General features: G+C 74.3%; 15 protein-coding genes. 8 read left to right on the forward strand and 7 right to left on the reverse strand.

The window, feature by feature from the left end:
• Positions 1-96 precede the first annotated feature (96 nt).
• Positions 97-357: a Prokaryotic metallothionein gene (locus tag AB0F68_RS18430; protein WP_357339464.1), complete on the forward strand. Its 261-nt coding sequence runs from the start codon at positions 97-99 to the stop codon at positions 355-357.
• 31 nt (positions 358-388) lie between these two features.
• Complete coding sequence (locus AB0F68_RS18435; RefSeq protein ID WP_357339466.1) at positions 389-838, forward strand: GNAT family N-acetyltransferase; 450 nt, start codon at positions 389-391, stop codon at positions 836-838.
• 62 nt (positions 839-900) lie between these two features.
• Here AB0F68_RS18435 and hemQ read toward each other — a convergent pair whose 3' ends face one another.
• Genes hemQ through hemE form a run of 3 tightly spaced genes read right to left on the reverse strand, consistent with a single transcriptional unit; the run spans position 901 to position 4113 of the window.
• Complete coding sequence (gene hemQ / locus AB0F68_RS18440) at positions 901-1602, reverse strand: hydrogen peroxide-dependent heme synthase (RefSeq protein WP_357339468.1); 702 nt, start codon at positions 1600-1602, stop codon at positions 901-903.
• Positions 1599-3008: a protoporphyrinogen oxidase gene (gene hemG, locus AB0F68_RS18445; RefSeq protein WP_357339470.1), complete on the reverse strand. Its 1410-nt coding sequence runs from the start codon at positions 3006-3008 to the stop codon at positions 1599-1601. Before hemG ends, hemQ begins: the two co-directional genes overlap by 4 nt.
• Positions 3009-3021: 13 nt before the next feature.
• Positions 3022-4113, reverse strand: coding sequence for a uroporphyrinogen decarboxylase (gene hemE / locus AB0F68_RS18450; protein WP_357339472.1), 1092 nt, complete (start codon positions 4111-4113; stop codon positions 3022-3024).
• Positions 4114-4271: 158 nt separating this feature from the next.
• On the opposite strand from hemE, the gene AB0F68_RS18455 reads away from it, so the two are divergent.
• Complete coding sequence (locus AB0F68_RS18455) at positions 4272-4844, forward strand: DUF3000 domain-containing protein (protein WP_357339474.1); 573 nt, start codon at positions 4272-4274, stop codon at positions 4842-4844.
• A 121-nt stretch (positions 4845-4965) separates the two neighbouring features.
• Here AB0F68_RS18455 and AB0F68_RS18460 read toward each other — a convergent pair whose 3' ends face one another.
• Together AB0F68_RS18460 and AB0F68_RS18465 are read right to left on the reverse strand one after the other, a co-directional pair.
• Positions 4966-5961: a hypothetical protein gene (locus AB0F68_RS18460; RefSeq protein WP_357339476.1), complete on the reverse strand. Its 996-nt coding sequence runs from the start codon at positions 5959-5961 to the stop codon at positions 4966-4968.
• A 125-nt stretch (positions 5962-6086) separates the two neighbouring features.
• Positions 6087-7592, reverse strand: a complete 1506-nt coding sequence (locus AB0F68_RS18465; protein ID WP_357339478.1) for a trypsin-like peptidase domain-containing protein — start codon at positions 7590-7592, stop codon at positions 6087-6089.
• 226 nt (positions 7593-7818) lie between these two features.
• On the opposite strand from AB0F68_RS18465, the gene AB0F68_RS18470 reads away from it, so the two are divergent.
• From AB0F68_RS18470 to AB0F68_RS18490, 5 genes are all read left to right on the forward strand, one after another.
• A complete protein-coding gene (locus AB0F68_RS18470) occupies positions 7819-9141 on the forward strand; it encodes an HRDC domain-containing protein (protein WP_357339485.1) in 1323 nt (440 codons plus the stop codon).
• A 19-nt stretch (positions 9142-9160) separates the two neighbouring features.
• Positions 9161-9289: a hypothetical protein gene (locus AB0F68_RS18475; protein WP_357339488.1), complete on the forward strand. Its 129-nt coding sequence runs from the start codon at positions 9161-9163 to the stop codon at positions 9287-9289.
• 38 nt (positions 9290-9327) lie between these two features.
• Positions 9328-10551 carry a thiolase family protein gene (locus AB0F68_RS18480; RefSeq protein WP_357339490.1) on the forward strand — a complete coding sequence of 408 codons (1224 nt, stop codon included), beginning with the start codon at positions 9328-9330 and terminating at the stop codon, positions 10549-10551.
• A complete protein-coding gene (locus AB0F68_RS18485; RefSeq protein ID WP_357339491.1) occupies positions 10548-12611 on the forward strand; it encodes a 3-hydroxyacyl-CoA dehydrogenase NAD-binding domain-containing protein in 2064 nt (687 codons plus the stop codon). Before AB0F68_RS18480 ends, AB0F68_RS18485 begins: the two co-directional genes overlap by 4 nt.
• Before the next feature lie 243 nt (positions 12612-12854).
• Positions 12855-13757: a hypothetical protein gene (locus tag AB0F68_RS18490; protein WP_357339493.1), complete on the forward strand. Its 903-nt coding sequence runs from the start codon at positions 12855-12857 to the stop codon at positions 13755-13757.
• Positions 13758-13819: 62 nt separating this feature from the next.
• Here the strand turns inward: AB0F68_RS18490 and AB0F68_RS18495 are convergent, their stop codons facing one another.
• Together AB0F68_RS18495 and AB0F68_RS18500 are read right to left on the reverse strand one after the other, a co-directional pair.
• Positions 13820-14206 carry a VOC family protein gene (locus AB0F68_RS18495; protein WP_357339495.1) on the reverse strand — a complete coding sequence of 129 codons (387 nt, stop codon included), beginning with the start codon at positions 14204-14206 and terminating at the stop codon, positions 13820-13822.
• 204 nt (positions 14207-14410) lie between these two features.
• Positions 14411-16951: a malectin domain-containing carbohydrate-binding protein gene (locus AB0F68_RS18500; RefSeq protein WP_357339497.1), complete on the reverse strand. Its 2541-nt coding sequence runs from the start codon at positions 16949-16951 to the stop codon at positions 14411-14413.
• Positions 16952-16957 lie beyond the last annotated feature (6 nt).

Below are 16957 nucleotides of genomic sequence, written 5' to 3' on the forward strand. Positions count from 1 at the left end.
CTCGCCGTCGAGCCGGATCAGGTTAGCCGGTTTCGGTTGCCGGGGCGTGTCCGCTCGTCGACCCTGGGATGACGGTCCATTTTCGGGGGGTTTCGTATGGCTACCTGTGAGGTCTGCGGCAACGACTACTGGATGGCGTTCGAGGTGCGCACGGTCAACGGGGCCACGCACACCTTCGACTCCTTCGAGTGCGCCATCCACAAGATGGCGCCGATCTGCGAGCACTGCCAGATCAAGATCGTCGGGCACGGCGTGGAGGTCTCCGGCCGCTTCTTCTGCGGCGCGCACTGCGCCCGGGCGGTCGAGGGCGAACAGGGCGCCGAGGTCCGCGACGCGGTGGGTGCCCGCCCCGCCTGAGCACGTCCGGGGGCCGGCCTACCATCGCGGGATGCCCATCGAGTCCCACCTGGCCGGCTTCGCGGAGCTGGACGCGCGCACGTTCCACGACCTGCTCCGGCTGCGCATCGACGTGTTCGTGGTCGAGCAGTCCTGCCCGTACCCGGAGCTGGACGGCCGGGACGTCGAACCCGGCACCCGGCACCTCTGGCTGACCCGGGACGGCGACGTGGTGGCGTACCTGCGGATCCTGGCCGACCCGGACGGCACGGCGCGGATCGGCCGGGTGGTGGTGGCGCCGACGGCCCGCGGCGCGGGCCTGGCCGGCGCGCTGATGACCGAGGCCCTCGCCGTGGTGGGCGACCGGCCGTGCGTGCTGGAGGCGCAGACCCACCTGGTCGACTTCTACGCCGGCCACGGCTTCGCGGTCAGCGGCCCCGGCTACGTCGAGGACGGCATCCCGCACACCCCCATGCGCCGGGAGACCCGGCCCGCCGCCTGAGCGGACGTCGGTGGAGACGGTGGCCGGACCGGGGTCGCGCGCGCGGCCCCGGCCGGCGCGGGTCAGACCAGGCAGGTGACGAAGTCGGCGATCGAGCGGCGGCGGCCGGTGTAGAAGGGGATCTCCTCGCGGACGTGCCGGCGGGCCCCGGAAGCCCGGAGGTCGCGCATCAGGTCGACGATCCGGTGCAGCTCGTCGGCCTCGAAGGCGAGCATCCACTCGTAGTCACCCAGGGCGAACGAGGCCACCGTGTTGGCCCGCACGTCCGGGTAGCCGCGGGCCAACTTGCCGTGCTCGGCCAGCAGCTCACGCCGCTCGGCGTCGGGCAGCAGGTACCACTCGTAGGACCGGACGAACGGGTAGACGCAGAGGTAGGCGCGGGCCTCCTCGTTGGCCAGGAACGCCGGGATGTGGCTCTTGTTGAACTCGGCCGGCCGGTGCAGCGCCATCTGCGACCAGACCGGGGTCAGTGCCCGGCCCAGCGTGGTGCGCCGGAACCGCAGGTAGGCGTCCTGGAGCGCGTCGCTGGAGGACGAGTGCCACCAGATCATCAGGTCCGCGTCGGCGCGCAGGCCGGCCACGTCGTAGGTGCCGCGGATGGTGACGTCCTTGCCGGCCAGTTCCTCGAAGAGGGACTCGACCTCGTCGACGACGTTCTCGCGCAGCGACGGGAGGGGGCTGGTGGCCCGGTACACCGACCACATGGTGTAGCGGATGGTCTCGTTGAGCTCCCGCAGCCGGGCCGCGTTGGTCTGCTCCGTCATGCTGCCGATCCTCCCAGTGCAGTGATGATCTCTTCGGCCGCCGTCTCGCCGGAGCGGACGCAGACCGGGATGCCGACGCCGTCGTAACCGGCCCCGGCCAGGGCCAGCGTCGGGTGGGCGGCGCGCAGCGCCGCCCGGGCCGCCGCCACCCGGCCGAGGTGGCCGGGGGTGTACTGCGGCAGGGCCCCGCCCCACCGCTGCACGTGCCGGGCCACCGGGGCGGGCAGCGGCGCGCCGAGCACCTTCGACAGCTCCCGGTGCACGGTGGCGACCAGGTCGTCGTCGGTGAGCTGGAGCGCGGTCTCGTCGCCGTACCGGCCGACCGAGGCGCGCACCAGGGCGAGCCCGTCCGGCCGGCGCAGGTGGCCCCACTTGGTGGTGAAGAAGGTGGACGCCTTGATCAGCAGTCCCTCGCCGGCCGGCACCAGGAAGCCGGAGAGCTCCGGCAGCTCCGGCTCGGGCAGGGCCATGGTGACCAGCGCGACGCTGGCGTAGTCCAGCCCGCCGACGGTCGCCGCCACCTCGGGGGCCGGGCCGGCGAGCAGCCGGGCGGCCGGGCGGGCCGGCACGGCGAGCAGCACCGCGTCGGCCTCGACGAACTCTGGTTCGCGGGTGGGCCCGACGGTGAGGCGCCAGCCGGTCGGGGTGCGGTGCAGCTCGCGGACCGCGGCGTCCCGGCGGATCGTCGCCCCGCTCTCCCGGGCCGCCGCCTCGACCAGCGTGCTCAGCCCGCCGGCCAGGGTGCCGAAGACAGGGGCGCCCGGAGCGCGGGGCGCGGCGGCCTGCGCGGCGCGGACCGCACCGACCAGGGTGTGCTCGACCCGGGCCGCCCGGGCCAGCGCCGGCATGGTGGTGACCAGCGAGAGGTCGTCGGCCCGGCCGGCGTAGACGCCGCCGAGCATCGGGTCGACCAACCGGTCCACCACCTCGTCGCCGAGCCGGTCGCGGACCAGCGCGCCCACCGACACGTCGGCGTCCGGCGGGAGCAGCGGCGCGCCGCCGTCCCGGTCGGCCGCCGCGGTCGGGTGCGCCACCGCCGCCACCCTGTCCAGATCCCCGGGTACGCCCACCAGGGTGCCGCCCGGGACCGGGCGCAGCCCGCCGTCGACCACCAGCGCGGCCTGCCCGACGGTGGGGTGCACGATCGCCCCGGTCAGGCCGAGCCGGCCGAGCAGGGTCACCACGGCCGACTCCCCGCCGGCCGGGTCGCGCATCAGGAACGACTCGGCGCCGAACTCGACCGGCCCGCCGGCCAGCTCACCGGTGCGCAGCTTGCCGCCGAGGCGGCCGGACTGCTCGTACACGGTGATCTCGGTGCCGGCGGGGGCGCGGTCGCGCAACCGGACGGCGGCGGCCAGCCCGGTGATCCCGCCACCGACGATCGCCACCCGCCACGGTCGCGCCATGGTCGTCCCTCCCTTACGCCGCCGGCCGCGCGGACAGCTCGTGCACCAGCGCGACCACCCGGGTCAGCACCTCGGGGTCGGTTTCCGGCAGCACGCCGTGACCGAGGTTGAACACGTGACCGGGGGTGGCCCGCCCCTCGTCGAGGATCCGGCGCACCTCGGCCTCCACCACCGGCCAGGGGGCCAGCAGCACGGCCGGGTCGAGGTTGCCCTGCACGGCCCGGTCCGGGCCGATCCGGCGGGTCGCGACGTCCAGCGGGGTACGCCAGTCCACGCCGACCACGTCGGCGCCGGCCTCGCCCATCGCGCCGAGCAGCTCCGCGGTGCCCACCCCGAAGTGGATCCGGGGCACGCCCGCGTCGGCCAGGCCGGCGAGCACGTGCGCCGAGTGCGGCAGCACGTAGCGGCGGTAGTCGGCCTCGGAGAGCGCCCCGGCCCAGGAGTCGAAGAGCTGCACCGCGGAGACCCCGGCGTCGACCTGCACCCGCAGGAACGCCAGCGTCACCTCGGCCAGCCGGGCGCAGAGCGCGTGCCACAGGTCCGGGTCGCCGTACATCAGCGCCTTCGTCTTGGCGTGGGTCCGCGACGGGCCGCCCTCGACCAGGTAGCTGGCCAGGGTGAACGGCGCGCCCGCGAAGCCGATCAGCGGGGTGTCGCCCAGCTCAGCGACGAGCAGCCGCACGGCCTCGTCCACGTAGGACACCTCGTCGCGGCCGATCGGGTTGATCCGCGCGACGTCGGCGGCGGTGCGGACCGGCTCGGCCACGACCGGGCCGGTGCCGGGCACGATGTCCAGGTCGACCCCGGCGGCGGCCACCGGCACCACGATGTCGCTGAACAGGATGGCCGCGTCGACGCCGTGCCGGCGGACCGGCTGGAGGGTGATCTCCCGGACCAGCTCGGGGCGGCGGCACGAGTCCAGCATCGGCACGTTGGCCCGGATGTCGCGGTACTCCGGCAGCGACCGGCCGGCCTGGCGCATGAACCAGACCGGGGTGTGCGGGCCCGGCTCGCGCCGGCAGGCGCGGACGAAGGGCGAGTCGGCCGGCCCGCCGCGGCGGGGTTCTCCGTCTCGGGCGGCAGTGCCCGTGGTGTCGGTGGTCATCGCGGCAATCGTGCCACGCGCCCGGGCGGCCCCCGCCGCCACCGTCACCTTTTGTGACCGGCCACCCTCGGGTGCCCGGCGCGGCCCGGCGCATGATCATGAACGTCCGCCCGGCGCGCCGTCACACCGTGCCGGACGGCGCGGCATAGGCTGCCGTCATGGCCCCCCCGATCGCGCTCCCGGAAACCTTCGCCCGCGCGGTCGCGGGGCTGCGATCGGTGACATGCCGCCCGGAGATCGTGCTGGAGGAGGTCGGCGCCCCGCAGCGCCTGGCCCCGTACGCGTTCGCGCTCTCCGCCGCGGTGCTGCGTGACGGCGACGAGGTGGCCGCCGGCCGGCTCATCCTGCTGCACGACCCGGCCGGGCACGAGGCGTGGCAGGGCACCCTGCGGCTGGTCACGTACGTGACCGCCGAGCTGGAGGTCGACCTGGCCAGCGACCCGATGCTGCCCGGCGTGGGCTGGACCTGGCTGACCGACGCACTCGACGCGCAGAAGGCCCGCTACCGGGCGATCGGCGGCACCGTCACCCAGACGCTCTCCACCCGGTTCGGCGAGCTGGCCGGGCCGCCCGCCGCGGGCGACATCGAGATCCGCGCCTCCTGGACGCCGCTCGCCGCCGACCTGGCCCCGCACCTGCTCGGCTGGTGCACGCTGCTGGCGTCGACCGCCGGCCTGCCCCCACCCGGCGTGACCGCGCTCCCCACCCGCCGCCCCGCCGGCGCCGCCTGAGCTTCCGGCCTTCCCGGGCGAGTTGCCGTTCGCGCTGACCGGCAACCGGCCAGGAATCGGGTGACCCCGGCACGGCGACGGGCCGCCCCGAGCGCTCGGAGCGGCCCGTTCGTGAGCCGGGTCAGACGTAGTCCTCGGCCTCGTCGCAGACCTTGTCCAGCCCCTTGTTCGCGGCGTCGAAGGCCGCCTTGTCGCCGCGGGACGCCGCCGCGATGGCCGCGGTCAGCTTGTCCAGGCAGCTCGCGATGACCTTCTTCTGCCGGGCCTGCTCGTCCCGGTCGTTCTTGGTGCCGGTCAGGTCCTGCTCGGTGTCGGCGAGCTTGTCCCGGACCGTCTGGAGGTCGCCCTTGAGCTTGTCGATCTCCTGCCGGTTCGCCGTGATCGTGCCGTCGCGCTGGCTGACCTGCTGCTCGGCCTTGTCCAGCTTGCCGTTGGTGGTGACGTAGAGGCCGGTCATCACGCCGCCGAGGACGAGGAGCAGCCCGGCGACGATGCCCAGGATCAGGGCGGCCCGCCCCTTGCCACCGCCCGCTGCCGGCGCCCCGTACGGCGGGACCGGGCCGGGCGGCGCCGACATCGGGTAGCCCGGCGGGGCCGACATCGGCTGCGGGTAGCCCGGCACGGAGCCGGCGCCGGAGACCGGCGGGACCGAGGTCGGCGGGGCCGACATGGGCTGCGGGTAGCCCGGTGCGGAGCCGGCGCCCGAGACCGGCGGGACCGAGGTCGGCGGGGCCGACATGGGCTGCGGGTAGCCCGGCGCGGAGACCGGCGCGCCCGGCGGCGGGACCGGGGCGGCGCCCGGCGCGTACTGCCCGGGCATCGGCGTGGTGGGCTGCGGCAGGGTGGGCTGGGGCTGGGCCGCGCCGTACTGCGGAGGCTCGGGCTGGGCGGGCCGGTACTGCGCGGGCTCGTGCTGGGCCGCGCCGTACTGCGGGGGCTCCGGCGGGGCGGGGCGGTACTGCTGGGTCTCCGGCTGGGCCGGCTCGTACTGCTGGGGCTCCGGCTGGGCCGGCTCGTACTGCTGGGGTGCGGGCTGGCCCCCGTACGGGCTGCCGTACACGGTGCCCCCCGGCGGCTGGGGCGGGTAGCCGCCCGCTCCGGTCGGTGGCTGGGACATGTCTCTTCCTCCAGGTTTGCTGGTCCCCCGCGGGGTGGCCCGTAGGGCCGGGGTCTGCGGTCGGCGTGGTCGGGCCTACGCCTCGACGGTGCGGGACGGGGTCAAGCCCACCGGCGGCGCGCCGGTCAGCAGAGCTTGAACCGGTCGCACGCGGTCTTGATCGGCACCGCCAGGCCGATGCCCTCGGCGTCCCGGGCCTTGGCCGTGGCGATCCCGACCACCTCCTTGGACCCGTTGATCACCGGCCCGCCCGAGTTGCCGGGGTTGATCGGCGCGTCGAACTGGATCACCGGACCGGAGCCGCCCTCGTCCTTGCGGAACGCGCTCACCACGCCGGTGGTGACGCTGTCCTGGAGGCCGAGCGGCGCGCCGACCACCACGATCTGCTGTCCGGACTTGACCGGCGTGCGCGCCGCGACCAGGCCGGTGAACTTGGCCGTGGTGCGCAGGTGGGCGAGGTCCTTGTCCTTGTCGACCTCGACGATCGTCGCCTCGAACCGCTGGTCCGTGCGCTCCAGGAAGACCTTGCGGTCGCCGGCCGCGTAGACCGCCTCCACCACGTGGAAGTTGGTGAGCAGCGTGGTGCCGCCCCCGGCGGGAGCCTTGCCGATGGCGAAGGCCGTGCCGGTGAACTGGCCGGCCCGCACCCGGAACACGCTGGGCAGCACGGCGCTCGCCACGGCCTCCGGGTTGAACGTGGCGCCGGCCTGCTTCTCCAGCACCCCCGCCCGCTCCTCCAGGCCGTCGAGCCGGCCGGCGTCCGCACCCTGCGCCTCGGCCAGCCGCCGGTCGGTGGCGGCGAGCCGGTCGTCCAGCCGGTGGACCTGATACGCCTGCACGCCCGCGACCAGGGCCAGGATCCCGGCCAGGACGAGCGCCACCACCGGCAGCCTGCGCCCCCGCCCGGACCCGCCGGGGTGACCGGTGGGCTGTCCCGGCAACGCCGGCCCGGCGGCGGGCTGCCCGGGGTAGGCCGGCCCGGACGTGGGCTGCCCGGGATAGGCCGGGCCGGAAGTGGGCTGGCTCGGGAACGACGGACCTGACGTCGGCTGGCCCGGGTAGGCCGGGCCCGACGCCGGTGGCGGATAGGCCGGGCCGGACGCCGGTGCCGGATAGGCCGGGCCCGACGCCGGTGCCGGGTAGGCCGCGCCGGGAGTCTGCTGAGTCGTATAGCCGGCGGAGGCCGGCTGGCCCAGATGTGTGGGCGGAGCGACGGAGTTCGGGGCCGGGTGGTCGGTGCCGCCGGGCTGGCCGGGGAACTGTCCGGGGGCGGTCGGCTGTGCGGGCGGCCAGCCGCCGGGGGTGCGCGGGGTGGGTGCGGCGCCGCCACCCCACTGGCCGCTGTTCGGCGGCGGCGACCAGGCCGCCGAGGCGCCCGGCTGGTCGGCGCCCGCGCCGGGTCCGGCCGGCGCGCTGCCCGGGGGCGACGGGAAGCCCTCGGCGGGCGCGCCCGGCAGGTTCGGGGTCGGATAGCCGGACGGCTGACCGGGGACGGTGGCGTGGCCGGTCGGCGGGACGATGCGCGGCGGCAGCGGCCCCGGCCGGTCGCCTCGGGCCCGCGCCTGCGCGGCCGTCTCGTCGCCGCCGCCCTGCCCCGGCACACCGTCACCGGCCCCGTAAGCGCCCGTCATGATCGCCCTGTCCTCCCCCGTGACCGCCCCACCGACCCCCACCGACGGCCTCCCGGCCGTCCGCGGCTCATGGACCGTACCTGCGTGAAAGGGGTTTGTCTTCCCCGTTGTCCGACCCTGCCACCCCGGCGCAACCCGACCCTGTCACGACATCTTCGGGACACCCCGCCGACACGCGCCCGACCGGCTGCGCACACCGGATCGCCCGGCGCACTAGGGTTGTCAGGTGACCGACGAACCACCCCTGCGCCGTCGGGCCGCCGAAAGCCGTACGGGAGAGGCCTCGCCGCATCCGCCCTCGGCCGCGCCGGAGCCGGCGGACGCGGGGACCGAACCCACCGCCGGCGGGCCCGTTCCCCTGACCGCCCCGCGCGACGGCACGCCCGCCCCGGCGGCCACCGCGCGCGAGCTCGACGAGGTCGTGGCCCGTTTCGCGGCCGGCACCGGCCCGGTGGCCCTGGACGCCGAGCGCGCCTCGGGCTACCGCTACAGCCAGCGCGCCTACCTGGTGCAGCTGCGCCGGGCGGGCTCCGGCACGGCGCTGATCGACCCGCTGCCGCTGCCCGACCTCACCGCCCTCGACTCGGTGATCGCCGGGGCCGAGTGGGTGCTGCACGCCGCCAGCCAGGATCTCGCCTGCCTGGCCGAGGTGGGGCTGCGCCCGCGCCGCCTGTTCGACACCGAGCTGGCCGCCCGGCTGGCCGGCTTCGAGCGGGTAGGCCTGGCCGCGCTGACCGAGCAGGTGCTCGGTTACAGCCTGGAGAAGCACCACTCCGCGGCGGACTGGTCGAGCCGGCCGCTGCCGGAGTCCTGGCTCACGTACGCGGCGCTGGACGTGGAGCTGCTGGTCGACCTGCGCGACGCGCTCGACGAGGAGCTGGAGAAGCAGGGCAAGTCGGCGTGGGCGGCGGAGGAGTTCGCCGCGCTGGTCCGCAACGGCGCGCGCCCGCCTCGCGTACGGGCCGAGCCCTGGCGCCGCACCTCGGGCATCCACCGGGTGCGCGGCGCGCGGGCCCAGGCCCGCGTCCGCTCGCTGTGGTACGCGCGGGACCAGATCGCCGCACGACGGGACGCCGCCCCGGGCCGGGTGCTGCCGGACTCGGCCATCGTGGCCGCCGCCGAGCTGGACCCGAAGGACGAGAAGACCCTGCTCACCCTCCCCGGTTTCGGGGGCCGCTCGGTGCGCCGGTTGGCGCGTACCTGGCTGGCGGCCCTGGACGACGCCCGCCAGCTGCCGGATGACGCCCTGCCGGTGAATCCGGTGGTGGAGGGGCCGCCCCCGCCGCACCGGTGGGCGGAGCGGGACCCGGTGGCGGCCGGCCGGCTGGCCCGCTGCCGGGAGGTCGTGGTCGGCACGGCCGGCGCGCACAACCTGCCGCCGGAGAACCTGATCGCCCCGGACTACGTACGCCGCCTGGCCTGGCAGCCCCCCGAGGAGATCACCGACGACACGGTCGCCGAAACCCTCCGCACCTTCGGCGCGAGGGAGTGGCAGATCACCCTCCTCCTCCCGGCCCTGACGGAGGCCCTCCACCTCCCGGCGTCCTGACCGGACCCCAGCGTCGATCATGAAGTTGGCGGCAGTTCTGGAGATCGACATCGCCGTCAACTTCATGATCGACAGGGCGACCGCGCTCGCGGCGGGTGTGGGGTTGGCCACATGGGGGGTGGTGTCGCCGTTGGTTACTGGCGAGTAGCATCCGGGGAAACGCCAGTGCCGGCTAGGAGGCTCCAAGTGCCCCGTGAAGTTCGGGATGTCGTCTTCGTCGACGGCGTCCGCACCCCGTTCGGCAAGGCGGGTGGCATGTACGCCAACACCCGCGCCGACGACCTGGTGATCCGCTGCATCCGCGAGCTGATGCGGCGCAACCCGCAGTTGCCGCCGGAGAAGGTGGAGGAGGTCGCCATCGCGGCCACCACCCAGATCGGCGACCAGGGCCTGACCATCGGCCGCACCGCCGCCCTGCTGGCCGGCCTGCCCAAGACGGTGCCCGGCTTCGCCATCGACCGGATGTGCGCCGGCGCGATGACCGCGGTCACCACCGTGGCCAGCGGCATCGCCGTGGGGGCGTACGACGTCGCCATCGCCGGTGGCGTCGAGCACATGGGCCGCCACCCGATGGGCGAGGGCGTCGACCCCAACCCGCGGATCATCGCGGAGAAGCTGGTCGACCCGTCCGCGCTGGTCATGGGCGCCACCGCGGAGAACCTGCACGACCGGGTCCCGCACATCACCAAGCAGCGCACCGACGCCTTCGCGCTCGCCTCGCAGCAGAAGACCGCCAAGGCGTACGCCAACGGCAAGCTCCAGGGCGACCTGGTGCCGGTGGCGATCCGCGACCCGGAGGCCGGCTGGGGCCTGGCCACCACCGACGAGGCTCCCCGGGAGACCTCGCTGGAGAAGCTCGCCACCCTCAAGACCCCGTTCCGCCCGCACGGCAAGGTCACCGCGGGCAACGCGGCGGGCCTGAACGACGGCGCCACCGCGGCCCTGCTGGTCGCCGAGGAGACCGCCCGCGAGCTGGGCCTGCCGATCGGCATGCGGCTGGTGTCCTTCGGCTTCGTCGGCGTCGAGCCCGAGGTGATGGGCGTCGGCCCGATCCCGTCGACGGAGAAGGCGCTGCGCATCGCCGGCCTGAGCATCGACGACATCGGCCTGTTCGAGTTGAACGAGGCGTTCGCGGTGCAGGTGCTGGCCTTCCTCGACCACTTCGGCATCGCCGACGACGACCCGCGGGTCAACCCGTGGGGCGGTGCGATCGCCATCGGTCACCCGCTCGCCTCCTCCGGCGTCCGGCTGATGACCCAGCTCGCCCGGCAGTTCGCCGAGCACCCCGAGGTCCGCTACGGCCTCACCGCCATGTGCATCGGCATCGGCATGGGCGGCACCGTGATCTGGGAGAACCCACACTGGACGGAGTCCAGCAAGTCCGCGCAGGGGGAGGGTGGAGACAAGTGAGCCTCGCCGCACCGAACGAGGTCGTCACCAAGGCGCTGCTGCGCCAGGTGAACGTACCGGGGCTGGACCGGCCCGCCGCCCTCATCACCCTCGACAACGGCTTCGACCACACCAAGCCGAACACCTTCGGGCCGGCCGGTCTGACCAGCCTGGACGAGGCGATCACCGCCGCGCTCGCGGCGAAGCCGGCGTTCATCGCGGTCACCGGCAAGCCGTACATCTTCTGCGTCGGCGCGGACATCGTCGGCCTGCCGGCGCTGGAGAACCGCGAGCAGGCGCTGGAGATCGGCCGGCTCGGCCACCGGGTCTTCGCCCGGCTCAAGGACAGCGAGATCCCGACCTTCGCCTTCGTCAACGGCGCGGCGATGGGCGGCGGCCTGGAGCTGGCCCTGCACTGCCACTACCGGACCCTGTCGGCGGGCGCGGCGGCTCTGGCGCTGCCCGAGGTCTCGCTCGGCCTGGTCCCCGGCTGGGGCGGCACCCAACTCCTGCCGAACCTGATCGGCATCCCCGCGGCGACGCAGGTGATCTTGCAGAACCCGCTGATGCAGAACAAGATGCTCAAGCCGAAGCAGGCCGCGGAGATGGGCATCGCGGACGTGCTGCTGGAGCCGGCCGACTTCCTGGAGCGGTCGCTGGAGTGGGCCGCCGGCGTCGTCTCCGGCGAGGTCACCGTGACCCGGCCAGAGGTCGACAAGGACATGTGGGCGGGCGTGCTCTACTTCGCCCGGCAGACCCTCGACCAGCGGCTGCACGGAGCGGTCCCGGCCGCCTACAAGGCGCTGGACCTGCTGGAGACCGCCAAGGACGCCGACTTCGCGGCCGGCACCGCGGCCGAGGACGAGGCCCTGGCCGACCTGGTCTTCTCCGAGGAGCTGCGCAGCGGCCTGTACGCCTTCGACCTGGTGCAGCGGCGGGCCAAGCGGCCGGCCGGCGCGCCGGACAAGGGCCTGGCCCGCCCGGTCACCAAGGTGGGCATCGTGGGCGCCGGCCTGATGGCCAGCCAGCTCGCCCTGCTCTTCGCCCGCCGACTCCAGGTGCCGGTCGTCATGACCGACCTGGACCAGTCCCGGGTGGACAAGGGCGTCGGCTACGTGCACACCCAGATCGAGAAGGCCGTCAGCAAGGGCCGGATGGACAAGGGCACCGCGGCCAAGCTGTACGGCCTGGTCAGCGGCTCGGTCGACAAGTCCGTCTTCGCCGACGCCGACTTCGTCATCGAGGCGGTCTTCGAGGACCTGAACGTCAAGAAGCAGGTCTGGGCCGAACTGGAGAAGATCGTCAAGCCGGAGGCGGTGCTCGCCACCAACACCTCCAGCCTGTCGATCAGCGAGATGGCCGCCGACCTGGAGCACCCGGAGCGGGTGGTCGGCTTCCACTTCTTCAACCCGGTCGCCGTGCTGCCGCTGCTGGAGATCGTCCGCGGCGAGCGGACCGACGACGCGACCCTGGCCACCGCGTTCGCGGTCGGCAAGCAGCTGAAGAAGTCGAGCGTGCTGGTCAAGGACGCCCCGGCGTTCGTGGTCAACCGGCTGCTGACCCGCTTCCTCGGCACCGTCTTCGCCGCCGTCGACCAGGGCACCCCGCTGGACGTGGCGAACAGCGCGCTGGACCCGCTGGGCCTGCCGATGCGCCCGCTCGCCCTGCTCCAGCTGGTCGGCCCGGCCGTGGCCTACCACGTGGGCGGCACCCTGCACGCCGCCTTCCCGGACCGGTTCGGGGTCAGCGAGAACCTCAAGCGGATCGCCGACTCGGGCCAGCCGATCGTGGTCGACGACCAGGTCAACGAGGAGGTCGCCAAGCTGCTCGTGGTCGGCGACCAGCCGCTCACCGCCGAGCAGGTCCGGCAGAACGCGCTGGACGCGCTGGCCCAGGAGATCCGGCTCATGCTCGACGAGGGCGTCGTCGCCGAGGCGCAGGACATCGACCTGTGCATGATCCTCGGCGCCGGCTGGCCGTTCCACCTGGGCGGCGTCACGCCGTACCTGGACCGGACCGGCACCGCCGAGCGGGTCACCGGCCGGCGGTTCCTGCCGCGCGGGGTCGCCAGCCTCCGCTGACAGCCACCGCCGCTCCCCCACGATCGCGGTGGCCGGCCGTCCCTCGCGGACGGTCCGGCCACCGCGATCGGCGTTTCCCCGCCGGTCACCGGCCGGACACCCTGCGCATACTTCCCCGACATCGCCCGGGCGTCCCGGTCACGAGCCGGTTCCGGTTTCGTCACGTCGGCAGCGGCCGGACACCGCCGTGTCGGTGCGGCTCGCTACGATCACGCGTCCGGATTTAACTCAGGAGCTGACACCATGTCCCAGCCGCCGTCCAGTCCCTACCCCGGTTCCTACCCCCCGCCCCACCAGCAGCCCGGTGGCTACCAGCCCCCGCAGCAGCCCCAGTACGGCGGCGGCTACCCACCGGCTCCGCAGCAGCAGCCCCAGTACGGCGGCGGCTACCCGGAGAGCAACCAGCCCGGCCAGCAGTACGGCGGCGGCTACCCGGAGAGCAACCAGCCCGGCCAGCAGTACGGGGGCGGCTACCCCAGCGCGGCGCAGCCCGGCCAGCAGTACGGCGGCTACCCGGAGACCGGCCAGCCCGGCTACGGCGCCCCGGCCCCGCTGCCGCCGAAGAAGAAGTCGAGCGCCGGCAAGATCGTGCTGATCGTGCTGGCCGTCGTGCTGGTGCTCTGCGTCGGCGGTGGCGCCGCCATCTGGTTCGCCGCCAAGGACGAGGTCGGCGAGGTGGTCACGGCCACCAAGACCCGCCTGGTCGAGCCCACCACGCTGGCCGGCCGGGCGAAGGTGGACCAGCCGGAGCTCCAGTCGGCCGCGGTCCAGATGAAGTCGGAGATCAGCAAGGACGTCCCGAACGCGACCAGCACGGTCGGCGCGTTCTACGGCGATCCGGCGAAGAAGGACCTGGTCATGATCGCCGGCGCGTCCGGCGTCATCGCCGACCCGCAGAAGGAGATGGCGGACGCCATCACGGCGATCACCCCCGAGCTGGGCGCCAAGGAGTTCAAGACGGTCGACGCCGGCCCGCTGGGCGGCGAGGCCAAGTGCGGCGACGGGAAGGCCGAGGACGTGCCGGTGGCCGTCTGCATGTGGGCCGACAAGGGCAGCCTCGGCATGGTGGTGGTCTACTTCAAGTCCGCCGCCGAGATCCAGTCGGAGTTCGTCACCATGCGCGGCGAGATCGAGAAGCAGGGCTGACCTCCCGCAGACCCGGTGGACCGGGCCCCCGCCCTGCGGCGGGGGCCCGGTCCCGTTTCGGATCAGGCCGAGGCGGCGCGCTCCGCCGGGCTGCGGCAGACGCAGAACTCATTCCCCTCGGGGTCGGCGAGCACCACCCAGCCGGTGCCGTCCGGCCGGCGGCGGTCGTCGACCAGGGTGGCCCCGAGGTCGCGCAGCCGCGCCACCTCCTCGTCCCGGGTCCCCTCGGCCGCGTGCACGTCGAGGTGGAACGCGCCCTTGCCGTGCCGCTCCCCCACCGAGACGAAGAGCAGGTCGGGGCCGTGGCCGCCGGGCGCGGCGAGGACCGCCTCCGGGTCGCCCGGGTGGTCGTCGTCGTTCAGCTTCCGGTCGAGAACCCGGGCCCACCAGCTGGCCAGGGTGAACGGGTCGTCGCTCTCGACGGTGACGCAGTGGATCTGTGCACTCACGGTGCTTTCCTCCTGGATCGGAGTGCGCCCCGCCGGAGTGAGGGAGTCAGCGGCGACTGCGGGGCGCGGGACGGTTCATGGTGAACATCGACCACACCCCCTTCCACGTCTCGGGCTGACGCCGTTGATCATGTCACCAACCGGCGGCGGGAACAAGCCCGGCCCGGCCCCGAGAGCGGGACCGGGCCGGACGAGTACCCAAGGTCACGGACCGACGAAGACCGCCTTCGCCCGCCAGTCGACGCCGTCCACGGCGGGGCCGCTGCGCACGGTGAACGCCGCGACCGGCGCACCGCCCGCCCAGTCCGTGGCCGACAGCTCGCCGGTGCTCCGGTTGACCTTGTAGAGGGTGCTGCCGGCCAGGAAGACCGACCCGGCGTCGGCGAAGCCGCTCGCCCCGGCGACGGTGAACCTCTCCGCGCCCACCACGCCGCTGTCCGGGGTGAACCAGCGCCAGAACAGGCCGCCCTGCCCGGCGAGGGTGTAGTAGAGCCGGCCGCCGCTGTAGAACATGCCGGTGACGTTGGGGATCTCCGGATAGAAGGTGTTGGTCACCCCGGCGTACGTCTGGCCGGCCGGGCCGGAGTCCGTCTCCACCGCGTCCCAGTAGGCGTCGTGGTACGGGTCGACCGCCGAGGCGGCGCCGAAGGTGGACCCGTTGAAGGTGCGCCGCCACAGCGACCCGTTCATCCCGTAGAAGAGCGTGCCGCCGACCCAGAACGCGCCCCGCGCGGTGGACCACGCGGTGCCGTCCGGGACGGCCACCGGGCCGACCGCGCCGACGGTGGTGACCCCGTCGTACGACCGGACCTGCACCTCGTCGCCGGTGCCGGCGGGCGGGGCGTCGGTCTTGACGATCTCGATGCCGTCGACCAGCGGATTCTCCACCACGTGCCGGAACTCGAGGTCGATCGAGCCGTCGCTGACCACGGTGAACGCCCGCATGGTGCCCACGTTGTGCCCGACGCTGGCGGAGAGGTCGAGGTCGTCCAGGACGGTGGCGCCCTCCAGGGCCAGGTCGAAGACCCGGGAACCGGCCGCGGCGGTGCCGTCGTACCGGTTGGCCAGGTAGAGCCGGACCTGAACCTCGGTGCCCGCCGGCACCGGGAACTGCCAGCTCAGCTCCGGGTCGCCGGCCGGGTCCCAGCGCTCGTCGCTGTAGAGGGCGGCCGGGGTGCCGGCCGGCACGGTGGCGTCCACGCCGCCCACCGGCGCGAAGCCGGCCGTGCTGCTGCCGGCGTTGTGGTACGGGCTGGGGTTGCCGCCGTCGTCGGCCGCCCAGTCCGGTCCACTGTCCGTCGAGGCGACCAGCGGGCCGCCGGCGTTGACCCGGTGCAGCACGTTCGTCGGCGCCGGCACACCGGCCTGGTACACGTGCCCCGGGAGGGTGGCCGTGGTGGTCGGGTGCGGCGCCGCGCCGCCGGTCAGCGGGAAGAACGCGATCCGCTCCCGGCGGTACTGGAAGTTGCCGATCCACGAGGTGTCCGAGCCGACCCAGAGGCCGGCCGGGGTGACCAGCATCTCCGAGGCGCCGATGCCGCGGGGGTGCCGGCCCGGGTTCCAGGACAGTGGCAGGCCGGTACGCGGGTCGAGGGCCGCGATGCTGGCCCGGCCGACCGCGCCGGCCTGGGCCGAGTCGCCGCCGAAGCTGTTGTTCAGCCAGCGGAAGTGACCGCCGACGTAGACCGCCTGCTCGCTGATGCCGACCGAGAGGTAGGTGTCGCCGCCGGTGTAGTCGACCCAGGTGGGCTGGAGGCCCGCGCCGGTGGCGCCGGCCTCCCAGCGGGCGGCGGCGTCGCAGAGCGTGCCACCGTTCGGCGCGCCGGTGGTCACCACCACGAAGTAGCTGCCGTCCGGGGCGAAGGCGAGGTCCCGCATGTACGAGTCGAACGCCCACCAGGCGCAGCGCGGGGTGTACCGGCTGGTGTTCCAGTCGGCCACGGTGGCCGACGTGGGGCCCAGGTCGAGTTTGACGATCTGGTCGTGCAGCACCCCGTCGGCCTTCTTGAAGTTGCCGATCACCACGAGTTTCGTGCCGTCCGGGGACACGGCCAGCTTCTCGGCCCCGACGCCGCCGTTCGCGCCGCTGACCCCGTCGTAGTTGTGGTGCTCGGTGAGCGCGGTGGTGAGGTAGCCGTCCAGCGCGCCGGTGCTCGCGTTGAGCGAGGCGAGGCCGCCGCGCGGGTTGGCGTTGCCGGCCGTGGTGAAGATGCCGCCCACCAGCAGCCGCCCGCCGACCAGGGCGACGTCGTTGACCAGCCCGTTGAACGCCGGAGGGGCGAAGCTGGTGACCAGAGCCCCGGTGGCGACGTTGAGCAGGGCCACCTTGCGCCGGGTCACGCCGTTGACGGTGTTGAACTTGCCGGCGACGAAGACCGTCCCGGCGGTGGGCCCGGCGACCACCGCATACACCTCGTTGTCGACGGTCGGCGCGAAGGCGGTGTCCACCGTGCCGGTGGCCTTGTCGAAGGCGAGCAGGTAGTTGCGGGTGATGTCGGCGTCGGACCCACGGTTCTGCACCCGGGTGAACGAGCCGGCCACGATGATCTTCGTGCCGGCGTCGTGGATCGCGTTGGCCTTTCCGTCCATGATGTCCGGCGAGGCGGTGGAGGGGGTCGCCTTGACCAGGGTGGTGTGGTCGGGCGCGGCGGCGGCGGGGCCGGCCGGGGCCAGTCCGGCGGCGGTGAGCGCGACGGCGGCGAGGGCCACGAGGACACGGCGTGTGCGGGCCGAGGGGTGGGTCACGGGCAG

Source organism: Micromonospora sp. NPDC023966 (genome assembly GCF_040639095.1).
In the GTDB taxonomy this organism is placed as follows: Bacteria; Actinomycetota; Actinomycetes; order Mycobacteriales; family Micromonosporaceae; genus Micromonospora.